We start from the raw sequence: 18,699 nt of genomic DNA on the forward strand, positions 1-18,699 counted from the left end.
GACAGGCAGACAGGCAAGGCAGGGAGCGCCGAGAGCGCGGTGTGCGGTGTGCGGTGTGCGGTGTGCGGTGTGCGGTGCGCAGTGCGAGAGACGATGCCACAGCAGACAGCCGTGCATGACTGAACCATAAACGCCGCTGCCAGCCTGGGCGCGAGTGACGTGCTGACTTTCACACTCACTCACGCTCAGGCTGGCAGTGACATGCATCGGGTGCCGGGACGGATGACGGTGACAGCAGGCGAGGCGCCTTGCGCTCAGTGCTCGCCTTGTGTCTCATTCTGCCACCGTTGCCGTCCCGCGCCCGTGTCGCGGATTGCTCCGTCGTGCTGCGTCACACGGTCAGAGCAGACTCCCCGGGGCGTCATCCTGCACGCCCTGAAGGGTCACATCATCACTCATCGGCACCTCCTCATCATTGGAGACCGGGGCGATATCGCCCTCGTCGACCAGGCTCATCAGCGCGGTATTGCTCGGCGCGCTGGCCGGGGCAATGTCGGGGTCACGCGTGATCTGGAACGATGCCAGATCCTGCGAGCCGCCATTGAAGGTGATGCGTAGCACCTGCACCCCCTCCTCCAGGTCCAGCGTCAGCGAGGGGCCATCGACGTAGACGCCCCAGGCGCCGGAATTGGGCAACGTGCCACTGGCCTCATCGTAGAACTCGCCATCCTTCTCCACCGAGGCGGTAATGCTACGCCCATTGTCAGGCGCGGAGGTGACGAACGACAGCGTGTGCGAGCCCGCCTCTTCGACATCGATGGTGTACTCAAGCCACTCACCATCCTCCACCCAGCCTATCGCCTCGCCTTCGCCGACGGTGTCTACCGGGGTGTCGCGATACCCCGAGCCAAGCTGGGCACTGGAGAGCTCATTGTAAGCCTCGCCCTGCTCGCCTTCGTCGAAGTCGACCGCCTGGAGGGTGAGCCCCTCATCGGCATCCACCTGCCAGGGCACGCCGCCGGCATTGAAGGCCTGCTGGCCATCCCGGGACAGCGTGAAGCCCTGCAGGTCCATGGCGCCGCCGTTGAAGGTCAGCCGCAGCACCTGCTCGCCGGCCTCCAGGGTCACCTGGGCAGTGTCGGTTTCCACATAGTTGGTCCAGCCACCGGTCGGTTCGACCTCCACCGGCGTGACGCTGGCATAGGGAGCGTCGCCCTCCTTGGCAAAGGTCGCGGTCACGGTGCGTTGCGCGCCACCGGTGGAACCCCGCGCTGCCAGGAAGGCAATGTCATAGGTGCCGGCCTGCTCGACATCGAGGGTGTATTCCACCCATTCGCCATCCTGGATCCAGCCGATGGCAGTGCCACCGTTGGCCAGGTCCACCCCTTCGCCACGCACGTTGCTGCCTTGCTGCACCTCGCTGGAATCGTTGTAGGCGACATCCTGGCCACCCTCATCGTAATTCACCGCCTCCAGGCTGAACTCGCTGCCCACCTGCCAGGGCTGGCCATCGTCGGTGAACGCCTGCTGACCGTCATCCACCGGTGCCACCAGCGACAGGTCGAGAGACGCCAGATCCAGCTGTCCGCCGTTGAAGGTCAGCCTGAGCACCTGCTCGCCTTCCTCCAGCTCGAAGGTCAAGGGCCCCACATCGGTGAAGTTGGTGAAGGCGTTGGTGTCCGGCACCGCCACCGCCTGGGCGTCGGTATAGAAGCTGCCGTCCTGCTCGAAGGCGGCGGTGATCGACTTGCCGTCGGAGACCGCCGAGGCGGAGAAGTTCAGCGCATAGCTACCGGCTGTCTCCACATTCAGGGTGTACTCCAGCCACTCGCCGTCGGCGACATAGCCGATGGCCAGAGTGCCGTTGGAGATATCCACCGCCTCATCGGAGCGGAAGCCATCGCCCTGGTGGGCCAGCGTGGTGTCGTTGTAGGCCACGCCCTGGCCTCCGTTGTCGAACAGGCGTGCCTCCAGGCTCAGGCCATCGGCCCCGACCGCCCAGGCCGTCTGATCGTCATTGAAGGCGCTCTGTCCGACCGGATCAGGCGTGTCGAGGAAGTTCGGCACGCCGTCGTTGTCATCGTCGTCGTACAGGTCCACACGCCCGTTGCCATCGGCATCTTCCGCGCCGGTGGGGTCGTAGGTAGTGACGTTCTCGACCAGGAAGATGTTGTCGTTGTAGTCGTAGTTCACCCCCGCGTAGTCCTGGATGACGATGTAGGTGTCCGGAATCACGTTGCCGTCGGCATCCTTGGCCACATAGACGCGAATCAGGTGGCCATCATTTTCATCCCAATTCAGATTGTTGCCGGGATTGCCGATGGCATCGATGGTGTCCTCGTAGAGGTTGGCATCCGGGTCGGACCAGGAGATATAGCCCTGGCGGTCGGATATCTCGGCGTAGAAGCCGAAGGGATCATCGCGATCCAGACTCACTACTGCCTGCTGGTCGCCGCTATCGAGCGCCCGCGGGAACAGCGTCTGGCCGTCCTGCTCGTCATGCACGATGACCTCTTCGAGCTCCCGACTGTCGACGTCATGCACGAACAGCCGCGCGATGTCGCCCTGGCCATGATAGGCGGCGATCTGGGTGATCTTGATCGGTTCATCCCCATCGGCACGCTGGAAGTACGGGGACAGGATCTCGTCTCCGTTGGCCTCCACCAGGCCGCCCTGGTTCATCTGGTCCTGCACCACGTTGGTGGAGTAGCCGAAGGCGTTGACGATCTCCTGCACCGTCGGCTCCTGACCGCTCTCGGACTGGTTCTGGGCCAGGCCCGCAAGCTGGATGACCTTCTCGCTCTCATCGGAATCGCTTGAGGAGATGATCAGGCTCGCCTCGTAGAGGCTGCCATCGTTGGGGTCATCAGCGATGAAGCGCACCGTGACATCCGCCGTCTCTCCCGGTGCCAGCGTCAGCGCACTGAACGGCTGGGTCAACTCGAACAGTGTCGTGTCACTGACGACGACATCATCGATGGTCAGGTCCTCGAAGCCGTCATTGCGCAAGGTGAGAGTGGCCTCGTCATGCACCACCTGGTTGTTGACCGGATTCTCGATGCGCGACATCACCAGACGATCATTGGACGGCAGCACATCATTGTTGATCACCGTGAGGTCACCGCCAGAGACAGGCGTCACCCCCTCGATGAGGAACATGTTGTCGTTGTAGTCATAGTTGATGCCGGTGTAATCCATGATGCCCACATAGGTATCGGGGATCACGTTGCCCTCTGCATCCAGCGCCCGGAACATGCGCACGGTGTAGCCGCGCTCGATGCCATCGGCATCTGCCGGCGGTGTGCCGCCGCCTGACGGGTTGAGTGACGGGTCAGTGGACAGATTGGCCACTTCAATCCCGAACACGCCACTCCCGGCCCACTCGGCGGGGATGTCATCGAGACCGAAGGTCGCGCTGGCGAATTCGCCATTGCTCAGTACCGGCAGGATCGTCTGGTTATTGTCTCCCGCATGATTGGAGAAGATGACATCCTCGCCCTTGTCTCCGGGGTTGTGGATGCCCAGAGTCGCCCCGCCACCGCCGTGATAGGCCGCCAGCTGGGTGATCGTGGCCTCGCTGACGCCCTCCGCCAGCGTCCAGTAGCGCGACAGCACCTCGTCATCATTGATCGGGCGATACAGATCGAAGTCGTTGAGCTCCGAGTTCTGACCGCCACCCTCGGTCGGCAAGCCATCGATGCGGTTACCGAGGCCGAAGACCTCCCACACCTCATTGACGTTGGGCTCCCAGCCACCCTCGTCGCGCGCCTGCCAGAAGCCCGCCATATGGATCTCGGCCACCGGCGAATCCTGGTCGTTGGTCACCAGCCGGATCCGCCCTTCGAAGACTCCATCACCGGCGTCGGTGGTGGGCGCTTCGTAGCTCGCACTGTCAAACAGCACCGTCACCTCGAGCGACTCCCCGGCGGCCAGCGTCAGGCCGTCGAAGGCAGCGGGGTCCTGCAACACGAAGGGTCCTTCGATATCCGCTTCGAGAATTTCCAGCAACTCCGTCCCGGTGTTGGAAATCGTCACCGTGGCACTTTCCTTGAAGTCGCGGTCGGCGTTCGAGGCGCTGTTGTTCTCCAGATAGCTGAAATGCAGGCGATCGGAGTAATAGGCGGCATCGCCGCTTTGCACCGCGATGTCGGCATTGTCGTTGCCGACCACCGGCGTCACATCCAGATAGTCGAGATCATCGGCACCATCGGCGGCGGACACCGCACGCAGGTTGTACTCCACCCCGGCCTCGAGCTCGACATAGGTGCCCTCTTCCCCGGCATCGCCCTCTCCCGGATAGGCCAGCGTTTCCAGCGTCTGCCCGTTGAGCGTCAGGGCCAGACCCTGGCCATCATCGGCGCCCGCATTCGCGGCCAGGTCGAGACGATAGAGCCCGCTGCTGTCCACGGTGAAGTAGAAGTCGGCGGTCAGCTCGTTGAGGGTGCGCGCGCTGTCGCCACTCTCCAGCTCGATGCGCGACCCGTCCGAGACATCGGCATAGACGGGGACGAAGGTGTCAGACGGCGCATCCGGCACTCTCAGCAGATCGATGTTCGGCCCCACGGCTCCCGGCGCAGTCAGGGTGATGGTGTTGCTGCCCTGCTGCAGCGCGACCAGGGCATTCTGGAAGAACCAGTCGCTTTCATCGCCGTTGCTCTGGCCCTCGAAGTTCACCTGCCCCAGGTCGACGCCATTGATGCTCAGGCCTAGCGGCCGGTCGGCCTTGGTCGCCGCCAGCGCATAGCGGAAGGCGATGTCGTAACTGCCGGTCTCGGCAACATCGATCGTCCAGGTAATGGTCTGGTCACCGCTGCCATCGAAGTCGACGAAGCCATCGCCGGAGGCATTGCGATCCTCCTCACTGGCCAGCACCACCACCGCCCCATCGAGCGCGGCTCCCTCGGCCTCGTACTCATCGAAGCCCGGAGTCGTGTCCGGCGCCTCCTGCAGGATCTCCAGCTGGTCGATATTGGGGCCGGTGTCAGCGGTGGCCTGCAGGCGCACCGTGTTCTGGCCGCTGACCAGCGTGGCCGCGACGTCCTCGGTCAGCCACTCGGCCCAGGCTGCATCACCGCTCAGGCCCTCGGGCGGGCTGAAGTCATACACCCCGACGCTCACGTTGTTGACGAACACTTCCAGCGGGCGATCGGCACTGCCGCCATTGGCATAGCGCAGGCGCAGCACCGAGTCACCGGCCTGCTCGGGGTCCAGCGTGAAGCTGAAGGTGATGAAGTCATCATTGGTGTTGCCGAAATCGGCATAACCGCCGGGCACGCCATCATCGTCCACGTCATTGCCATCCACCCCGAAGGCGCCGGGGCGCAGGCCGTTGGGCAGGTCGGGCTGGTTGGTCTCGGGATTGTCGATGTCGCGGATCTGGATCTCCGCCCCGGTGGCGATCGTCACGGCAGTGCCGTCCTCAGGCGTCCTGTCCTCGGCCTGGATGGCCAGCAGCGAGACCAGATCATCGCCGGGATCAACCGGATCGACAGGGTCGACGGGATCCACCGGGTCCACTACCCCACCCGGTGCCGGGTCGAGACGAATGATCTGGCTCTGGCCATTGCCGCGATTCAGGGTCAGCAGGTAGAGCTGGCCGGTGGCCGGGTTCTCGATGATGTCCAGCGGGTCGACGTAGCTGATGACGTTGCCCTCGGGATCACGCAGCACGTCATCGCCGATCACGTTGCCATTGGCATCCAGGGTGATGGAGCGGACATCGTCACCACCGGAATACTCGGTGAACAGCACGTTGCCCTGCAGATTGCCACCGAAGACATCACTGGTGTATTCCACTGCGCCATTGGGCGAGCGATTCTCGCCCAGCGAGTAGACCCCGGCGATATCGTAGGTGCCCTCGGGGTCGGTACCTGTCGGGTACTTGTCGACCTGGTTGGGATCAGTGCCAGAGGTGGGGTTGCCACCATTGAGAATGTACTCGTCACGCAGCGGATTGGGGTGTCCGTAGTAGCCCCCTTCTTCGACACGGAACAGGTAGTCATCCTGCTTCTCGACACTGGTGTAGCGCTCGTCCTCGGGCGTGGAGGGATCATCCGGCACGTTACCGCCAGCCGCCGAGCCATTGGTCGGCACGTACAGGAAGCCATTGGAATGCCATACCAGGTCGTAGGCATTGCGCGCCCCGGTGGCAAAGATCGTCAGCACCGCATCGCTGGCGTAGGGGTCGTAGTAGGACTCGAGCACGTTGCCGGACTCATCCTGCACCGTGGCGACGCCGCGCTCATCGAAGACCAGGAACTCGCCGTCGCCCATGGGGATGGGGTCATCCTTGGGGTGGCCGTCGGGATCATCGAAGCGCTGGTTCAGGCCATCGTCGGGCAGTGGTTCGGTGGAGACGTCGAAGGGCCCATTGGACACATCGCGGGTCGGGTCGATCTCCAGTATCGCCGCGTTCAACAGGCGCTCGGGACGATTGCCCCAGGCACTGTCGGGCTCACCCATGGCAGAGTTGGAGCCCTGGATCAGATACAGCAGATGACTCGGGACATCGGGATTGGTCTCGGCGTCGTAATCCGGATTCGCGCGGAACTCCAGGCTATTGGTCACATGGTCGCCATTGGAGCGCGGCAGACCGGTGATGTAGGCCTCGGCGGTTCCCGAGAAATCGGGGCCATCGTCCAGGGTGATCTTGGTCACCCGGCCGCTGAAGTCCGGCACGCCGTTGTCACGTCCTGATAGCGGAATCGGATAGTTGTCGGTGATCCACAGCACGTTGGGGTCGGTCGGGTCCACCACCAGGCCGATGATGCCGCGTTGCTGGTCTTCCCCCGGCTGATCGAAGTAGTCATCGGGCAGGGCAAGTTCCTGGCGATTGGACAGCGAACCGTCGACGGGATCGACGTCATAACGCAGCAGCTCGCCGCTGATGGTGGCGACGTACATGAAGGCGCCGTCGGAGCTCATCTCCAGCGAGGTGAAGCCATAGGCGTCGTCAGAGGCACCGTCGAGCTCCACCACGTCGTTGAAGGCCACGTCGCGGGCGACCACTTCGGGCTCCTCGCCGGTGACGAAGGTGTTGGTGTACTTCTGGAATTCGCGCGTCGGCGCGTCGGTATCGTCGTTGGGGCCACGGTCCTGGAAGCCATCGATCACCAGGGTATAGCTGGTGAAGGGCTTGAGCGTCTGGCTCGGCGAGATGGTCAGCGAGTCGAAGCCGCCGGTGGTGTTGGCATTGAAGGTGACTTCCTCGCCGCTGAGCGTCTCGAACAGCCGGATGGAGCCATCCCCCAGGCTTTCCAGCAGGGCTCCGCCGCGCCCATCCACCACCGAGATGCCGACGAAGATGTCGGATGTCGGATCGACTCCGGTGGGGATGCCGCCATCCTCCGGATCAAGGTCCACCTCCAGCTCGTTCTCGCCGACCCCGGCGATGGCACGGGCATCGGTGAAGAAGGCGTAGTCCTCGGCCGCGATGCGGTCATCTTCCGGCGTCAGGTCCGGTAGCGCCTGGATCTCGAGGTACTGGATCTCGGTGTTCTCGCTGTCGAATCCCAGGGAGTCCAGCGTCAGACGCCCGTCGCTGACCTGAACGATGCGGGTGACCAGGTCCGAGCGGAAGCCCTCGGTATCATCTGACGGGTTGCCGTCCGCCGGGAAATCCTCGGGGCGGAACGGGGTGAAGGGGTCATTGAACAGCTCGCCCTCTGCATTGAGCACATTGTGGCTGTCGTAGGGCCCGCTGGTGTCGCCGATGGAGATGGTGACCTCGTAGTAGCCATTCTCCAGTTCGATCTCCCAGCCGGCGCGCACGTAGTTGGCGCTGGGCTGGTCAAAGTGGGCGTAGGTGCCCTGGCGCGGATCGAGACCCGCGATGTCATCGGTGCGGTCATTGACCGCCACGCTGGTCAGCGCGCTGATGTCCAGCGGCTCGGTGCCGGGCTCGGCGTCGTAGATCGACGCCTCGGTGACCCAGCCGTACTGGTAGGTCTGGCCGTCCACTGTCACCGACTGGGTGCCGAATGCCTTGCCGTTGTCGGCGATGTAGCCATCCGGCACCGCGGTGCCTTCGGGCTGGAAGTTGATCTTGACCGAGAAGCGCTCGCCCGGCTCCACCGGACGATCCGGTTCCACCCCGTCACGACTCACCGTCAGGCTGTCGATGTTGGGGCCGGCATTGCCCAGGTTGGCAAGGCGAATGGTGTTGTCGCCGGCTGCGAGCTCCACCTCGAGGGTAGTGGTGGTCCAGTTCTCCCAGCCGGCCGCGTTGGTGCCGGTAGAGGCAAAGGCCAGACTGCCCTGGCTCTGGCCGTCGACCAGAATGTCCATGGGGCGATCGGCGCCGTTGGTGCCGGCATTGGTGTAGCGCACCTCCAGGGTGTAGGTGCCCGCCTCGTCCACGCTCACCTGGAACTCGGCGGCGTCACCGGCGTCGGCCCCCATGTCCAGATAGCCGGTGCCGGTAAAGTCATCCCACAGACCGTCGGCCCCGGCTGCGGTGTTGGTTTCCGGATTGTCGGCATCGCGCACCTGGGTATCGCCGTCGACATCGACGATGGTCAGCGCCTCACCCTCGATGGCGAAGTTGAACGCCGGGGTGCCGACGTCGGCCTCATTGAAGTCAAATACCACCTGGTCGATGTTGGGCCCGCCGGTGGCACCGGCCGGCATGGTCAGGGTGAAGGTATTGGCACCCTCGGCAAGCGCCACCTCGACCTCCAGCGTCTGCCACTGATCCCAGGGGTCCGTCCCGGTGGCGTTGGCGAAGCCGAGCTGGCCCTGATCAGTGCCGTTGACGGTCAGATCCAGCGGCCGCGGGGCGTTTCCACCGTTGGCATAGCGCACGGTGGCGGTGTAGCTGCCGGCCTCCAGCGCGTTGACGTTGAAGGTGATCTGGTCGCCGGGATTGGAGCCGAAGTCCACATAGGCATCTCCCACCGCATCGGGACGATGGTTGCCGAAGTCATCGGGATTGTCGGCATCGACCACCCGCGTCTCTTCGCCTATCGCGCTACCGCCCACATCGACGATATCGGCGTCTTCCGCCTGCAGGGTGATCGGCGCCACCACCACGTCGTCGTCATCGAAGCTGACCACTTCGCTGGCGCTGGCCTCGTTGCCGGCGGCGTCGGTGACGAACAGCGAGACGACAAGATCGCCACTCTGATCATCAAGCAGGCCGCTCAGGTCCAGGGTGATGTTGCCATCGACATCCGGCGTCACTTCACTGCGGGTCGCGCCGCCATCGAAGGACACGGCGACGCTGGTCACGTCGTCATCGATGCCGGAGACGTTGAAGACGGCCGCCGCCAGCTGGCTGGCATCGAGCGTCTCGTCAGCGGCGACAATGGCGAGATCGCCATCCTCATCGGCACTGACATCCTCCGGGATCGGGCCGCTGCCCGCCGCGGTCACTTCGATGCGGTCAATGTTGGGGCCGGTGTTGGCACCTGCAGGGATCGCCAAGGCGATGGTATTGCTGCCCGCCGCCAGGGTGACGGTGAGCGTCTCGAACTCCCAGTGGTCGAAGCCTTCCTCGCTACCGGCACCATCCGGGTCGGTACTGGCCATGGCCAACGCCAGCGGATCACCGCCGTTGATCACCAGATCCAGCGGACGATCGCTGTTGGTGGCGTAACGCACACTGATGTCGTACTGACCGGCCTGGGCCACGTCGATCTGCCAGCTGACGTTGTCTCCCGGGGTATCCCCGAAGTCCAGATAGCCGCTGCCGGTGAAGCCCGGACGCAGGCCGGTGGGCTGATTCGGCTCGGGGTTGTCCGGGTCACGGACCTGGGTGTCGGTGTTGTTGGCATCGGTATCGAAGCTCTCGACCACCCCGTCCTCGGCCTGCAGGCTCAGGGGCGAGAAAGGCGCCTCGTCAACGTCATTGACGGTGACCGAGAGCTGCTCGGTGGTGGAGAGATCGCCGTCAGTGACGCTGACTTCGACTTCGTAGACGCCGTCCTCGTCGTCATCGACCGCCAGCTCGAAATCGCGAGCGCTGGTGAAGCTCAGCACGCCGGTGCTCGGATCGATGCTGAACAGCGGAGAGTCGACCCCGCCGGTGATGGCGAATACCGGGGCGTTGAGGCCAAGGGCCACGCCATCCTCATCAACGAGGGGGATGGCGCCTATCTCGGTCAGGTTCTCGTCCACCGCAAACTCGGTCTGGGTGATGGCGATGCTCTCGTTGAGATCGGCCACGGTGATCAGAGCGTCCTGTGACACGCTGTCCTCACCATCGGACACCGTCACGGTCAGCTCGTAGACGCCGTCTTCGTCGCTGTCGGCGGCAAGCTCCGCGTCCGGCGGAGTGATGAAAGCGATGCTCTGGCTCACCTCGTCATAGCGGAACAGCGCCGCATCGGCACCTGACAGCGTCACGGTCAGGTCGTCACCGTCCGGGTCATCCAGTATCAGGCTGGCCACGGCAGTGCCGTTCTCGTCGACACTCAGGCTCTCTTCCAGCCCTTCGAGAGTCGGCGCGCCGTTGACCGGCTCATCAATGCGCTCGAAGACCAGCGAATCGATTCGCATCAATTCGCCATCGGCCCCCATCAGTTCGAGACTCGCCAGATCACCGGCGGTCACCTCGAAGGGCGTCTCGAAGACGATTTCCTTGCGGTTGCCGCTCTGGCCTGCGTTGCCGCGCGCGCCACTACCGACGAAGGTGCCGAAGTCGTCATTCAACACCACGTCAGCACTCAGGCTGTCGGTTGTCGTGTTGCGCGCTTCAAGCACGGTGTCACCGATGGTCAGGCTCAAGGTGCCTTCACCGTCGGTTTCATCGAACACATAGAGGCGTGCGACGTACCAGCCAGGCTCCACGCCGCCCGCCGAAAGGTCGGTGCCAATCGTGGCCGGCGCATTGCTGGTCAGGCGAATCAGCTGTTCATTGGACGCGGACGCGCTGCCGGTGACGATCAGATTGCTGGCGTCGAGATCCGTGAAGTCTTCCGCCTCGATCGTGATGCTATCGCCGACCTGGGTGCCTTCGATGATGAAGCTGAGCGTCTGGGTCGCTGACAGACCGCCCGGGTCGGTGGCCCGCACGATGACATCGAAGGTACCGCCCTGGCTGGGCGTGCCCTGGATGATGCCATCGACCACCTCGAGCCCGGCCGGCAGGTCCTCGGCCGTCAATATCAGGCTATCGCCATCGGCATCGGAGAACAGCGCTGCGAAATCCGACAGCGGAATCTGGAGGAAGTCCTCGCCCACTTCTCCGAAGTACGGCTCGAGGGCGACGGGTTCTGCCACCGGCGCGTCGTTGACGTTCTCGAGCGTCAGGGCAAAGTCGGTGTCGGTGCTGGTGGTGCCATCATCGGCGGTCACCGTCACGGTGTAACTGCCCGGCGCCAGTCCGGCGAGGCTTCCGGACAGCACATTGTCGCTGACACTCAGCCCCGGAGCGCTGACGGGCTGACCATCGCCATCGGTGACCAGGAAGCTGTAGGTGAGATCGTCGCCATCGTCATCGACGAAGGGCAGGTCGACTTCGAGATTCGCGCCTTCGTCGAGACTCAGGTCGGCGATGCCGCCGCCCACCACGCGCGGGGCGCTGTTGGTGTCGCCGGTGTCGGCTTCCGACAGGCTGACGGCGCTGAAGCTCGTGCTGCCCTTGGCGCCCGCATCATCGTCATTGACGAAGACGAGTGACTCGAGGGTGGTGCCCGCATGCGCCGACAGGTCGATGATGAAGCGCAAGGTGCCATCACCGTTGTCGACCCCCTGGCCTCGCAGATCGACGAAGCCGCCCTGGGTCTGGGTACCGCCCAGCTGGTAGACGCTGTTGCCGCCATTGAAGGGGTTGGAGTCCGCATCGAAGCCGATGGCGACGATCTCGGGCACCGGCGAGCCGGAAATGGCCACGTCCACCGTCAGGAGGGTGGCATCGGTGATCGTGTAGTCACTGGGCAATGCCGCCCGTTTCCAGACGTTATCGTTCAGCGTCAATGTGCCGCCGTCGTCTTCCACCACCGCCCCCGTGCCGTCGGACGGGTTGTCCTGGGTGGCGCTGTAGGCGCTGAGAGTCGCGTCATCGAAGCTGACGGCGAGGCTCTCGGCACCAGCGGCGGCCAGCGTTACCGTATCCGTGGCACTCGCTTCGTTGCCCGCAGCATCCGTCACGATCAAGGTCACGGTGATATCGCCCGGGGCCTGCGCCGAGAGATCGACCGTCAGGGTATCTCCATCGCTGACGACAGACTGGCGGGTCGCACCGCCATCAAAGCTGATTTCGAGGGTCGAGCCAGCATCGATCCCCACGACACTGAACACCACACTGGCACTGTCGGTCGCTTCGATGGCCTCTTCCGGGCCCGCAAGGGCCAGGTCGCCCCCCTCATCGGCGGTGGTATCCAGCGTCAGTGCCACGCTCTGTTCGGCACGGTTGCCCCAGGCATCCATGGCGATCAGCGTGGCCGACAGGTCTCCATCGGCGAAGCCCGACAGGTCCAGCGTGAAGCTGCCTTCCGGCGTCGGCACCACCTCCTGGACCGTGACGCCCTCATCGAAGGTCACGCCGACGAAGGTGATGTCGGCATCAAGCCCGGTGACGCTGAAGCCGGCTTCGCCGACGGTCGCGCCATTGAGCAGGGGCTCCACCGCGGCAAAGGCCAGCGGAGAGGCATCGTCATCCGCCACGACGTCCCCTACCGGCCCCGTGCCCGCGGTGGTGACCTCCAGGCGATCGACATTGGGGCCATTGTTGCGCCCTTGCGGAATCGCCAGCGTGATGGTGTTGTCGCCGGCTTCCAGGCGCGTCGTCAGGGTCTGGTACTCCCAGACATCGAAGCCTTCAGGGTCGACGTTGGTGGCGTTGGGGTCCGTCGCGACAAAGGCAAGCGCGGTGGGCTCGCCTTCGTTGATCGACAGATCCAGCGGACGCGCACCATTGCTGGCATAGCGGAAGTTGAGGTCGTAGTCACCCGCCTCGGCCACATTGACGGTGAAGGTCAGGCTATCACCCGGCGCGCTGCCGAAATCCACATAACCGGTGCCGGAAAAGTCCGGGCGCAGTCCGACAAAGCCACCGGCCTCGGGATTGGCGGCGTCACGCACCAAGGTGGCGGCCCCGTTGTCGACGCCCAGCACGGCGTCCTCGGCTTGCACCACCACTGGCGCAATCACCGGATCGACAGGATCTACCTCGTCGGCTTCCAGTAGCGCCACCTCGATCTTGTCGATATTCGGGCCATTGGTCGCGCCGCCCAGACGCAGGGTATTGCTGCCGGCGGCAAGCGTGATTTCCAGCGTCTCGGTACTCCAGCCTTCCCACGCGGAAGACCCGCCATTGCCTGGCTGGTTGTCCGCGGGCACATCATCGACATCATCGGGGTAGTAGCCCGGCGCCTCTACCGCTGCGAACTGGAAGGTGCCGACCTGACTTTGCGTGTCGTCATCGACCAAAAAGAGATCAATGGGACGTACAGAACTGCTGGCATAGGTCACGGTGACGCTGTAAGTGCCGGCGGTGGCCACCTCGAGGGTAAATTCTCCGTAGGCTTCGGCATTGCTCGACGCCCAATCGAGATAGCTGGCCCCTTCGGCCCCGACCCGGAAGGTTTCCTCGCCATCGGTGAAGCTGGCGATGTTGTCGACCGTCACCACGCGATTGGTGCCAGCATCGGCGACATCAGAGGTCGGGCCGATGTCGAGATCCTCGCCCTGGATGACGTAGACGTCCGGGTCCGGCGCACGCACTTCCAGATAGTCGACGTTGGGGCCACTGGCACCGTTGGAGGTGAACGACACCGTGTTCTCGCCTGCCTGCAGCTGAACGCGAATGGTACGCTCACCGAAGGTGCTGAAATCCGAAGTGTCATTCGTCAGGCTGGTGCTCGGCAGGTCGAACATTCGATCCTGAAGCTCGCCGTTGACGTCCAGACGCAGCGGGCGATTACGCTCGGAGCCATCCTCATCGCGGCTCAGCGCATACCCCAGGGCGAGTTCATACTCGCCGGCCTCGGCAACGCTGAAGCTGAAGGTCAGCGTCTCGCCGGTCGCGGCGGCGAAGTCCACATAGGCACTGCCTGAGGCATTCTCGGTATTGAGGGGGCTCTGCGCTCCCGACACCACCTCGATACCGGCGCCACTCAGGGAGGCAAGATTGCCATCACCATCTGAGTCCGTGAGGTCTTCCGCCTCGATGCGCAGGGTAGCAAAGCTTTCCGGCGCGATGAGCGCCGCCGTTGCCAGAGGTGCGGGCTCGGCCAGAAGCGCAGGCTCGGCGCCTGCGGCAGGTTCGTCATCACTGGCCAGCAGCGCCTGGGCAAGCGGGTCTTCCTGAGCGATGGGCTCACCGATGACATCATCGCTCTGGAGGGTCAGGGGGTCAGCCGGAGGCGCATCTTGCGGGTCAGCTTGTGGCGTGCCGCCCAGCTCACTCACCTCCTCGACGACGACATCGGGAGCTTCGATCTCAAAGCCGAACTGCTCGCCAGACCCGGGCAGTACCTCGCCCGCGTCATCCAACGCTTCGATCATCATCTTGAGCTTGCCGGACATGGGGGCAGGCAGATGATCAAAGATAAAGGGGCGCTCGAAGCGCTCAAATACCGACAATCGATCCTGGGCATCTTCCAGGGTCATTCGCACTGCCTTGATCGAATCTCCCCACGCAGAGGGAAACGGCGTGACACTGATATCGTGACTCTGGAAAGCCCTTTCTTCCAGACGGTCGCCGTTGCGGAGACGCCCCTTGCCGGCGTCAAGACGGCTGGATACGAATGACATGGAATACATTTTCCTTACCCCCTGAATATTATTATCGTGGCGAAACCGCTACGCCATCTTGAAACCTCATGACACGCCCCCCCAACACCGACACTGAAGTTCCAGTGTTTTCTCCACTCCAACGCTATCCCGACACTGTCGAAGATGACCGGCCAAATCCCCTTCAACCCGTCAAAAACGAGTCTAGACGTGGCCTATGGCAAGACAAGAGGTTTTTGACACCTTCCCTGCAATGGCAATATGCAAAGGAACAGAAAGTTAAAATAAGCCTAATAAAAACAATGCCATAATCATTTAAAACAATAAAAAAGCACCCCTTTAAGCCCTTGCCATGCGTCAAATTAGGAGAAAAACAATACCGAGCACCAAAAGAGTTAATCCACCAGGAAACCAGAAACCCCATACTTTTATAAAGACGAGAATCAGGTGGATTTATAGATTCGGAGGTGAGCAAAATGAACAGCAAAAACCAACAATATAAAACCCTGAAATGTTTTTGATGATCATCAAAATATTCACTTGCTAGCCAACCTTTCAGACGCAATATTTCAATAGGCTATCTGAAAAACAAAACATAAAAATCTAATAAATAGATAGCCAATATGACTTGCTGAGCAATGCGATTCATTCCATCGCCAAGTAGCACATCATGAAAAGATCCAGGCTCAGGGCAGCTGTCAACGACGGTGACCTGGATAAAAAGAACAACAATGACGCTAGGGAACGAGATCATGGCCACCCCACAGGAAGGCAATGACCTGCAAAAGGTCCTGGACCATTGCCGACGAAGCTTCGTCTACGTCGGTCTCTTCAGTCTTTTCATCAACCTGCTGATGCTGGTGCCTCCGCTCTACATGCTGCAGGTCTATGATCGCGTCATCACGACACGCAGCCAGGAAACGCTGCTGATGCTGACTCTGGTGGTCGTATTCCTGTTCATGGTGATGGGCGCGCTGGAACTGGTGCGTTCCAGAATCCTTGTCCGAGTCGGCAATCGTCTGGATGTGCTGCTCAGCCCTCGGCTCTATGGCGCCATGTTCAAGCGCTCGTTGACCACCCCGGGCAAGCCGTCCGCGCAACCGCTGAATGACCTCACTACCCTGCGCCAATTCCTGTCCGGCAATGGGCTGTTCGCGTTTTTCGATGCTCCCTGGGTGCCGGTATATATCGGCGTGCTGGCGCTGTTTCACCCGTGGTTTGGCCTGTTTGCCCTGGGTGCGGGTCTCGTGCTGGCCGTGATCGCCTTGATCAATGAGAAGACGACCAGGCAGCTGCTGGCCGATGCCAACGGACAGCACGTCCTGTCCCAGGACCTCGCCAACAGCAATCTGCGCAACGCCGAAGTGCTGCATGCCATGGGCATGCTGCCCGGCATTCAGGGGCGCTGGGCAGCCCGCCATCGTGAGTATCTGGCGTTGCAGTCCAAAGCCAGCGACCGCGCGGGCCTATTGACCAACACCTCCAAGATACTGCGCCTGATGTTCCAGTCGTTGATTCTCGGGCTGGGCGCCTATCTGGTGCTGGCCGGTGACCTGACTCCGGGCATGATGATTGCCGGCTCGATCCTGATGGGACGTGCGCTGGCGCCAATCGATCAGATGATCAATGGCTGGAAAGGCTTCAGCGGCGCCAGAACCGCACGCGCGCGTCTGGAGGAGTTGCTTGAGGCGGTGCCAGCCGAGGCGCCTTCCATGCCGCTGCCGATCCCCAAGGGCCGGCTGAAGCTCGAGGCGGTCAACGCCGCCCCGCCAGGCGAGCGCCTGCCGACCCTCAAGGACATCAACCTGACACTCGCCAAGGGCGAGCACATTGCCGTGGTGGGCCCCAGCGCTTCAGGCAAGTCGTCCCTCGCGCGAGTGGTGCTGGGACTATGGCCGGTGCAGCTGGGTTGCGTGCGACTCGATGGCGCGGACATCTCCCAGTGGAAGAGGACCGCGCTGGGGCCTCACCTCGGCTATCTGCCCCAGGACATAGAGTTGTTCGATGGCTCCATTGCCGAGAACATCGCTCGCTTCCAGGAGGTCGATGCGCAACTCGTGGTGCAAGCCGCGCAGAGTGCCGGGGTGCACGAGATGATCCTGCGACTCCCCCAGGGCTATGACACCTGGCTGTCGCATGGCGGCGCCGCCCTCTCCGCGGGTCAGCGCCAGCGAATCGGTCTGGCCCGAGCCCTCTACGGCAAACCGGTGCTGGTGGTACTCGATGAACCTGACGCCAATCTGGATGCCAGCGGTGAACAGGCGCTAGCCGAGTGCCTGATGCGTCTGCGTCGCGAAGGCACCACGGCATTGATCATCACTCACCGTCAGCGCCTGCTGCAGCAGGTCGATCGCATCCTCGTGCTCAATGATGGTCAGGTGGTGTCACTGGCCGCGCCGACGCGTGAGCCTCCCGTGGCACGGGCCGTGGCAGGCAACGGCCAACAGGCCCGATCGACAGGCGTCCAGCGCGTCACCAAGCTCAAACCCAGTGCCAGAGGCCGCCATGAGGGCGGCGAGGAGAGCGCCTCATGACCCACTCCACATCCGGCAACACCAGTGCCGAAAGTGACGTTCCGCTGCGCGATCACGGCTATCGTCGCTTCGGTCTGGCCGTGCTGCTGGTCGCGGTGGGCGGATTCGGCAGCTGGTCGGTGATGGCGAACCTGGCCATTTCCGTCGTCGCGCCGGGCTCCGTATCGGTGGAAAGCTTTACCAAGACGGTTCAGCACCTGGAGGGCGGTATCGTCGAATCGATCGAGGTCGAGGATGGCGATCATGTCGAGGCCGGCGATGTGCTGATCGTTTTCGACGATACCCAGGCACGCTCACAGCAGAAGATCGTCGAAGCCGAATATCTGATCTCCAGGGCCAGTGAGATTCGTCTACTGGCGGAGTACAGCAATGCCGAAAGCCTGGACTTCCCGGATTCGCTGGTCAGTTCGACCAATCCGCGGGTGCAGGAAGTCCTCGAAGTCCAGCAGCGTCTGTTCGAGGTCCGTCGCCAATCCTTGAACGGTGCCATGGCGGCGCTGGATGAGCAGATCGTGCAGATGAACGAGCAGATTTCAGGCCTCGAGAATACCCAGGCCATCACGCGGCGACGCATCAACTCACTCAATGATGACGTTGCCAACCATCGCAAGCTGTTCCGCAATGGATTGATCAACAATCAGCGTCTGCGGGAGATGGAGCGCGAGAGCCTCGAATACCAGAGCGACAACGCGGGCCAGTTTGCCGAGGTCGCACGCCTGCGCTCGCAGATCAGCGAGAACGAGCTGCAGAAGCAGATTCGCCTGCAGGAATTCCAGCAGCAGATCGGCGAGTCCCTGCGTCAGGTGCAGGCCGAAGTCACCGACGCGGAAGAGCGGCTGGTCGCGCTCAATGACAATCTGAGGCGCACCAAGGTCATCGCCCCGGTTGCCGGCACCGTGGTCGGGCTCAAGGTTCATACGCTGGGGGCGGTGATACGCAGCGGCGACCCCCTGCTCGATATCGTGCCCGCCGGCGATGGCTTCATCGTCGAGGCAAGGGTCCCGGACCACGACATCGACCACCTCTACCTTGGCCAGCCGGCGGAAATCCGCTTCAGCGCGTTCAACCAGCGCCTGTCCAACATCATCGATGGTGAGGTGACCCACCTGAGCGCCAACAGCTTCGAGGATGAAGCGACCCGAGCGCGCTACTACAAGGCACGAATTCGTGTCACTGAAGCCGGCAAGGGCGACATGACGGACAGCATGCGTCTGCTTTCCGGCATGCCGGCGGAAGTGATGATCCGTACTGGCGAGCGCAGCTTTGCCAGCTATATCGGCAAGCCCATGGCGGACATGCTGGCGCGCGCGATGAGAGCGGAATAGATGAGAGCGAAATATAAGGAAGACAGGCGGCTGAGACGCCGCTGAATGAGAGGCGAGCGACAGACCACCCCTCAGAAACGCGAAAAGCCCGCATCGTGAGATGCGGGCTTTTCTGAATCTGGTGGAGGAGGAGGGATTCGAACCCTCGAAGCCTTTCGACTTACACACTTTCCAGGCGTGCTCCTTCGACCACTCGGACACCCCTCCAGATCAGTGCTCTCATT

At 62.8% G+C, this 18,699-nt stretch carries 3 protein-coding genes and 1 tRNA gene; 2 read left to right on the forward strand and 2 right to left on the reverse strand.

Going from position 1 to position 18,699, the window contains the following annotated elements; translation table 11 throughout:
* Window positions 1–339: 339 nt before the first annotated feature.
* Window positions 340–14,637, reverse strand: a complete 14,298-nt coding sequence (locus QD356_RS12775; protein WP_225996294.1) for a carbohydrate-binding protein — start codon at window positions 14,635–14,637, stop codon at window positions 340–342.
* A gap of 731 nt (window positions 14,638–15,368) precedes the next feature.
* Here QD356_RS12775 and QD356_RS12780 point away from each other — a divergent pair.
* Both QD356_RS12780 and QD356_RS12785 read left to right on the forward strand, forming a co-directional pair.
* Complete coding sequence (locus QD356_RS12780) at window positions 15,369–17,150, forward strand: type I secretion system permease/ATPase (RefSeq protein WP_192837440.1); 1,782 nt, start codon at window positions 15,369–15,371, stop codon at window positions 17,148–17,150.
* The gene (locus tag QD356_RS12785) at window positions 17,147–18,475 is read left to right on the forward strand and encodes an HlyD family type I secretion periplasmic adaptor subunit (RefSeq protein ID WP_192837439.1); all 1,329 of its coding nucleotides are present in this window, start codon (window positions 17,147–17,149) and stop codon (window positions 18,473–18,475) included. The genes QD356_RS12780 and QD356_RS12785 overlap by 4 nt, the downstream gene beginning before the upstream one ends.
* 119 nt (window positions 18,476–18,594) lie before the next feature.
* On the opposite strand, the gene QD356_RS12790 is transcribed toward QD356_RS12785, so the two are convergent.
* Window positions 18,595–18,682 (reverse strand) — tRNA-Ser (locus tag QD356_RS12790).
* Window positions 18,683–18,699: the final 17 nt, after the last annotated feature.

It is taken from the genome of Cobetia sp. 2AS, from assembly GCF_029846355.1.
Lineage (GTDB): Bacteria > Pseudomonadota > Gammaproteobacteria > Pseudomonadales > Halomonadaceae > Cobetia > Cobetia amphilecti.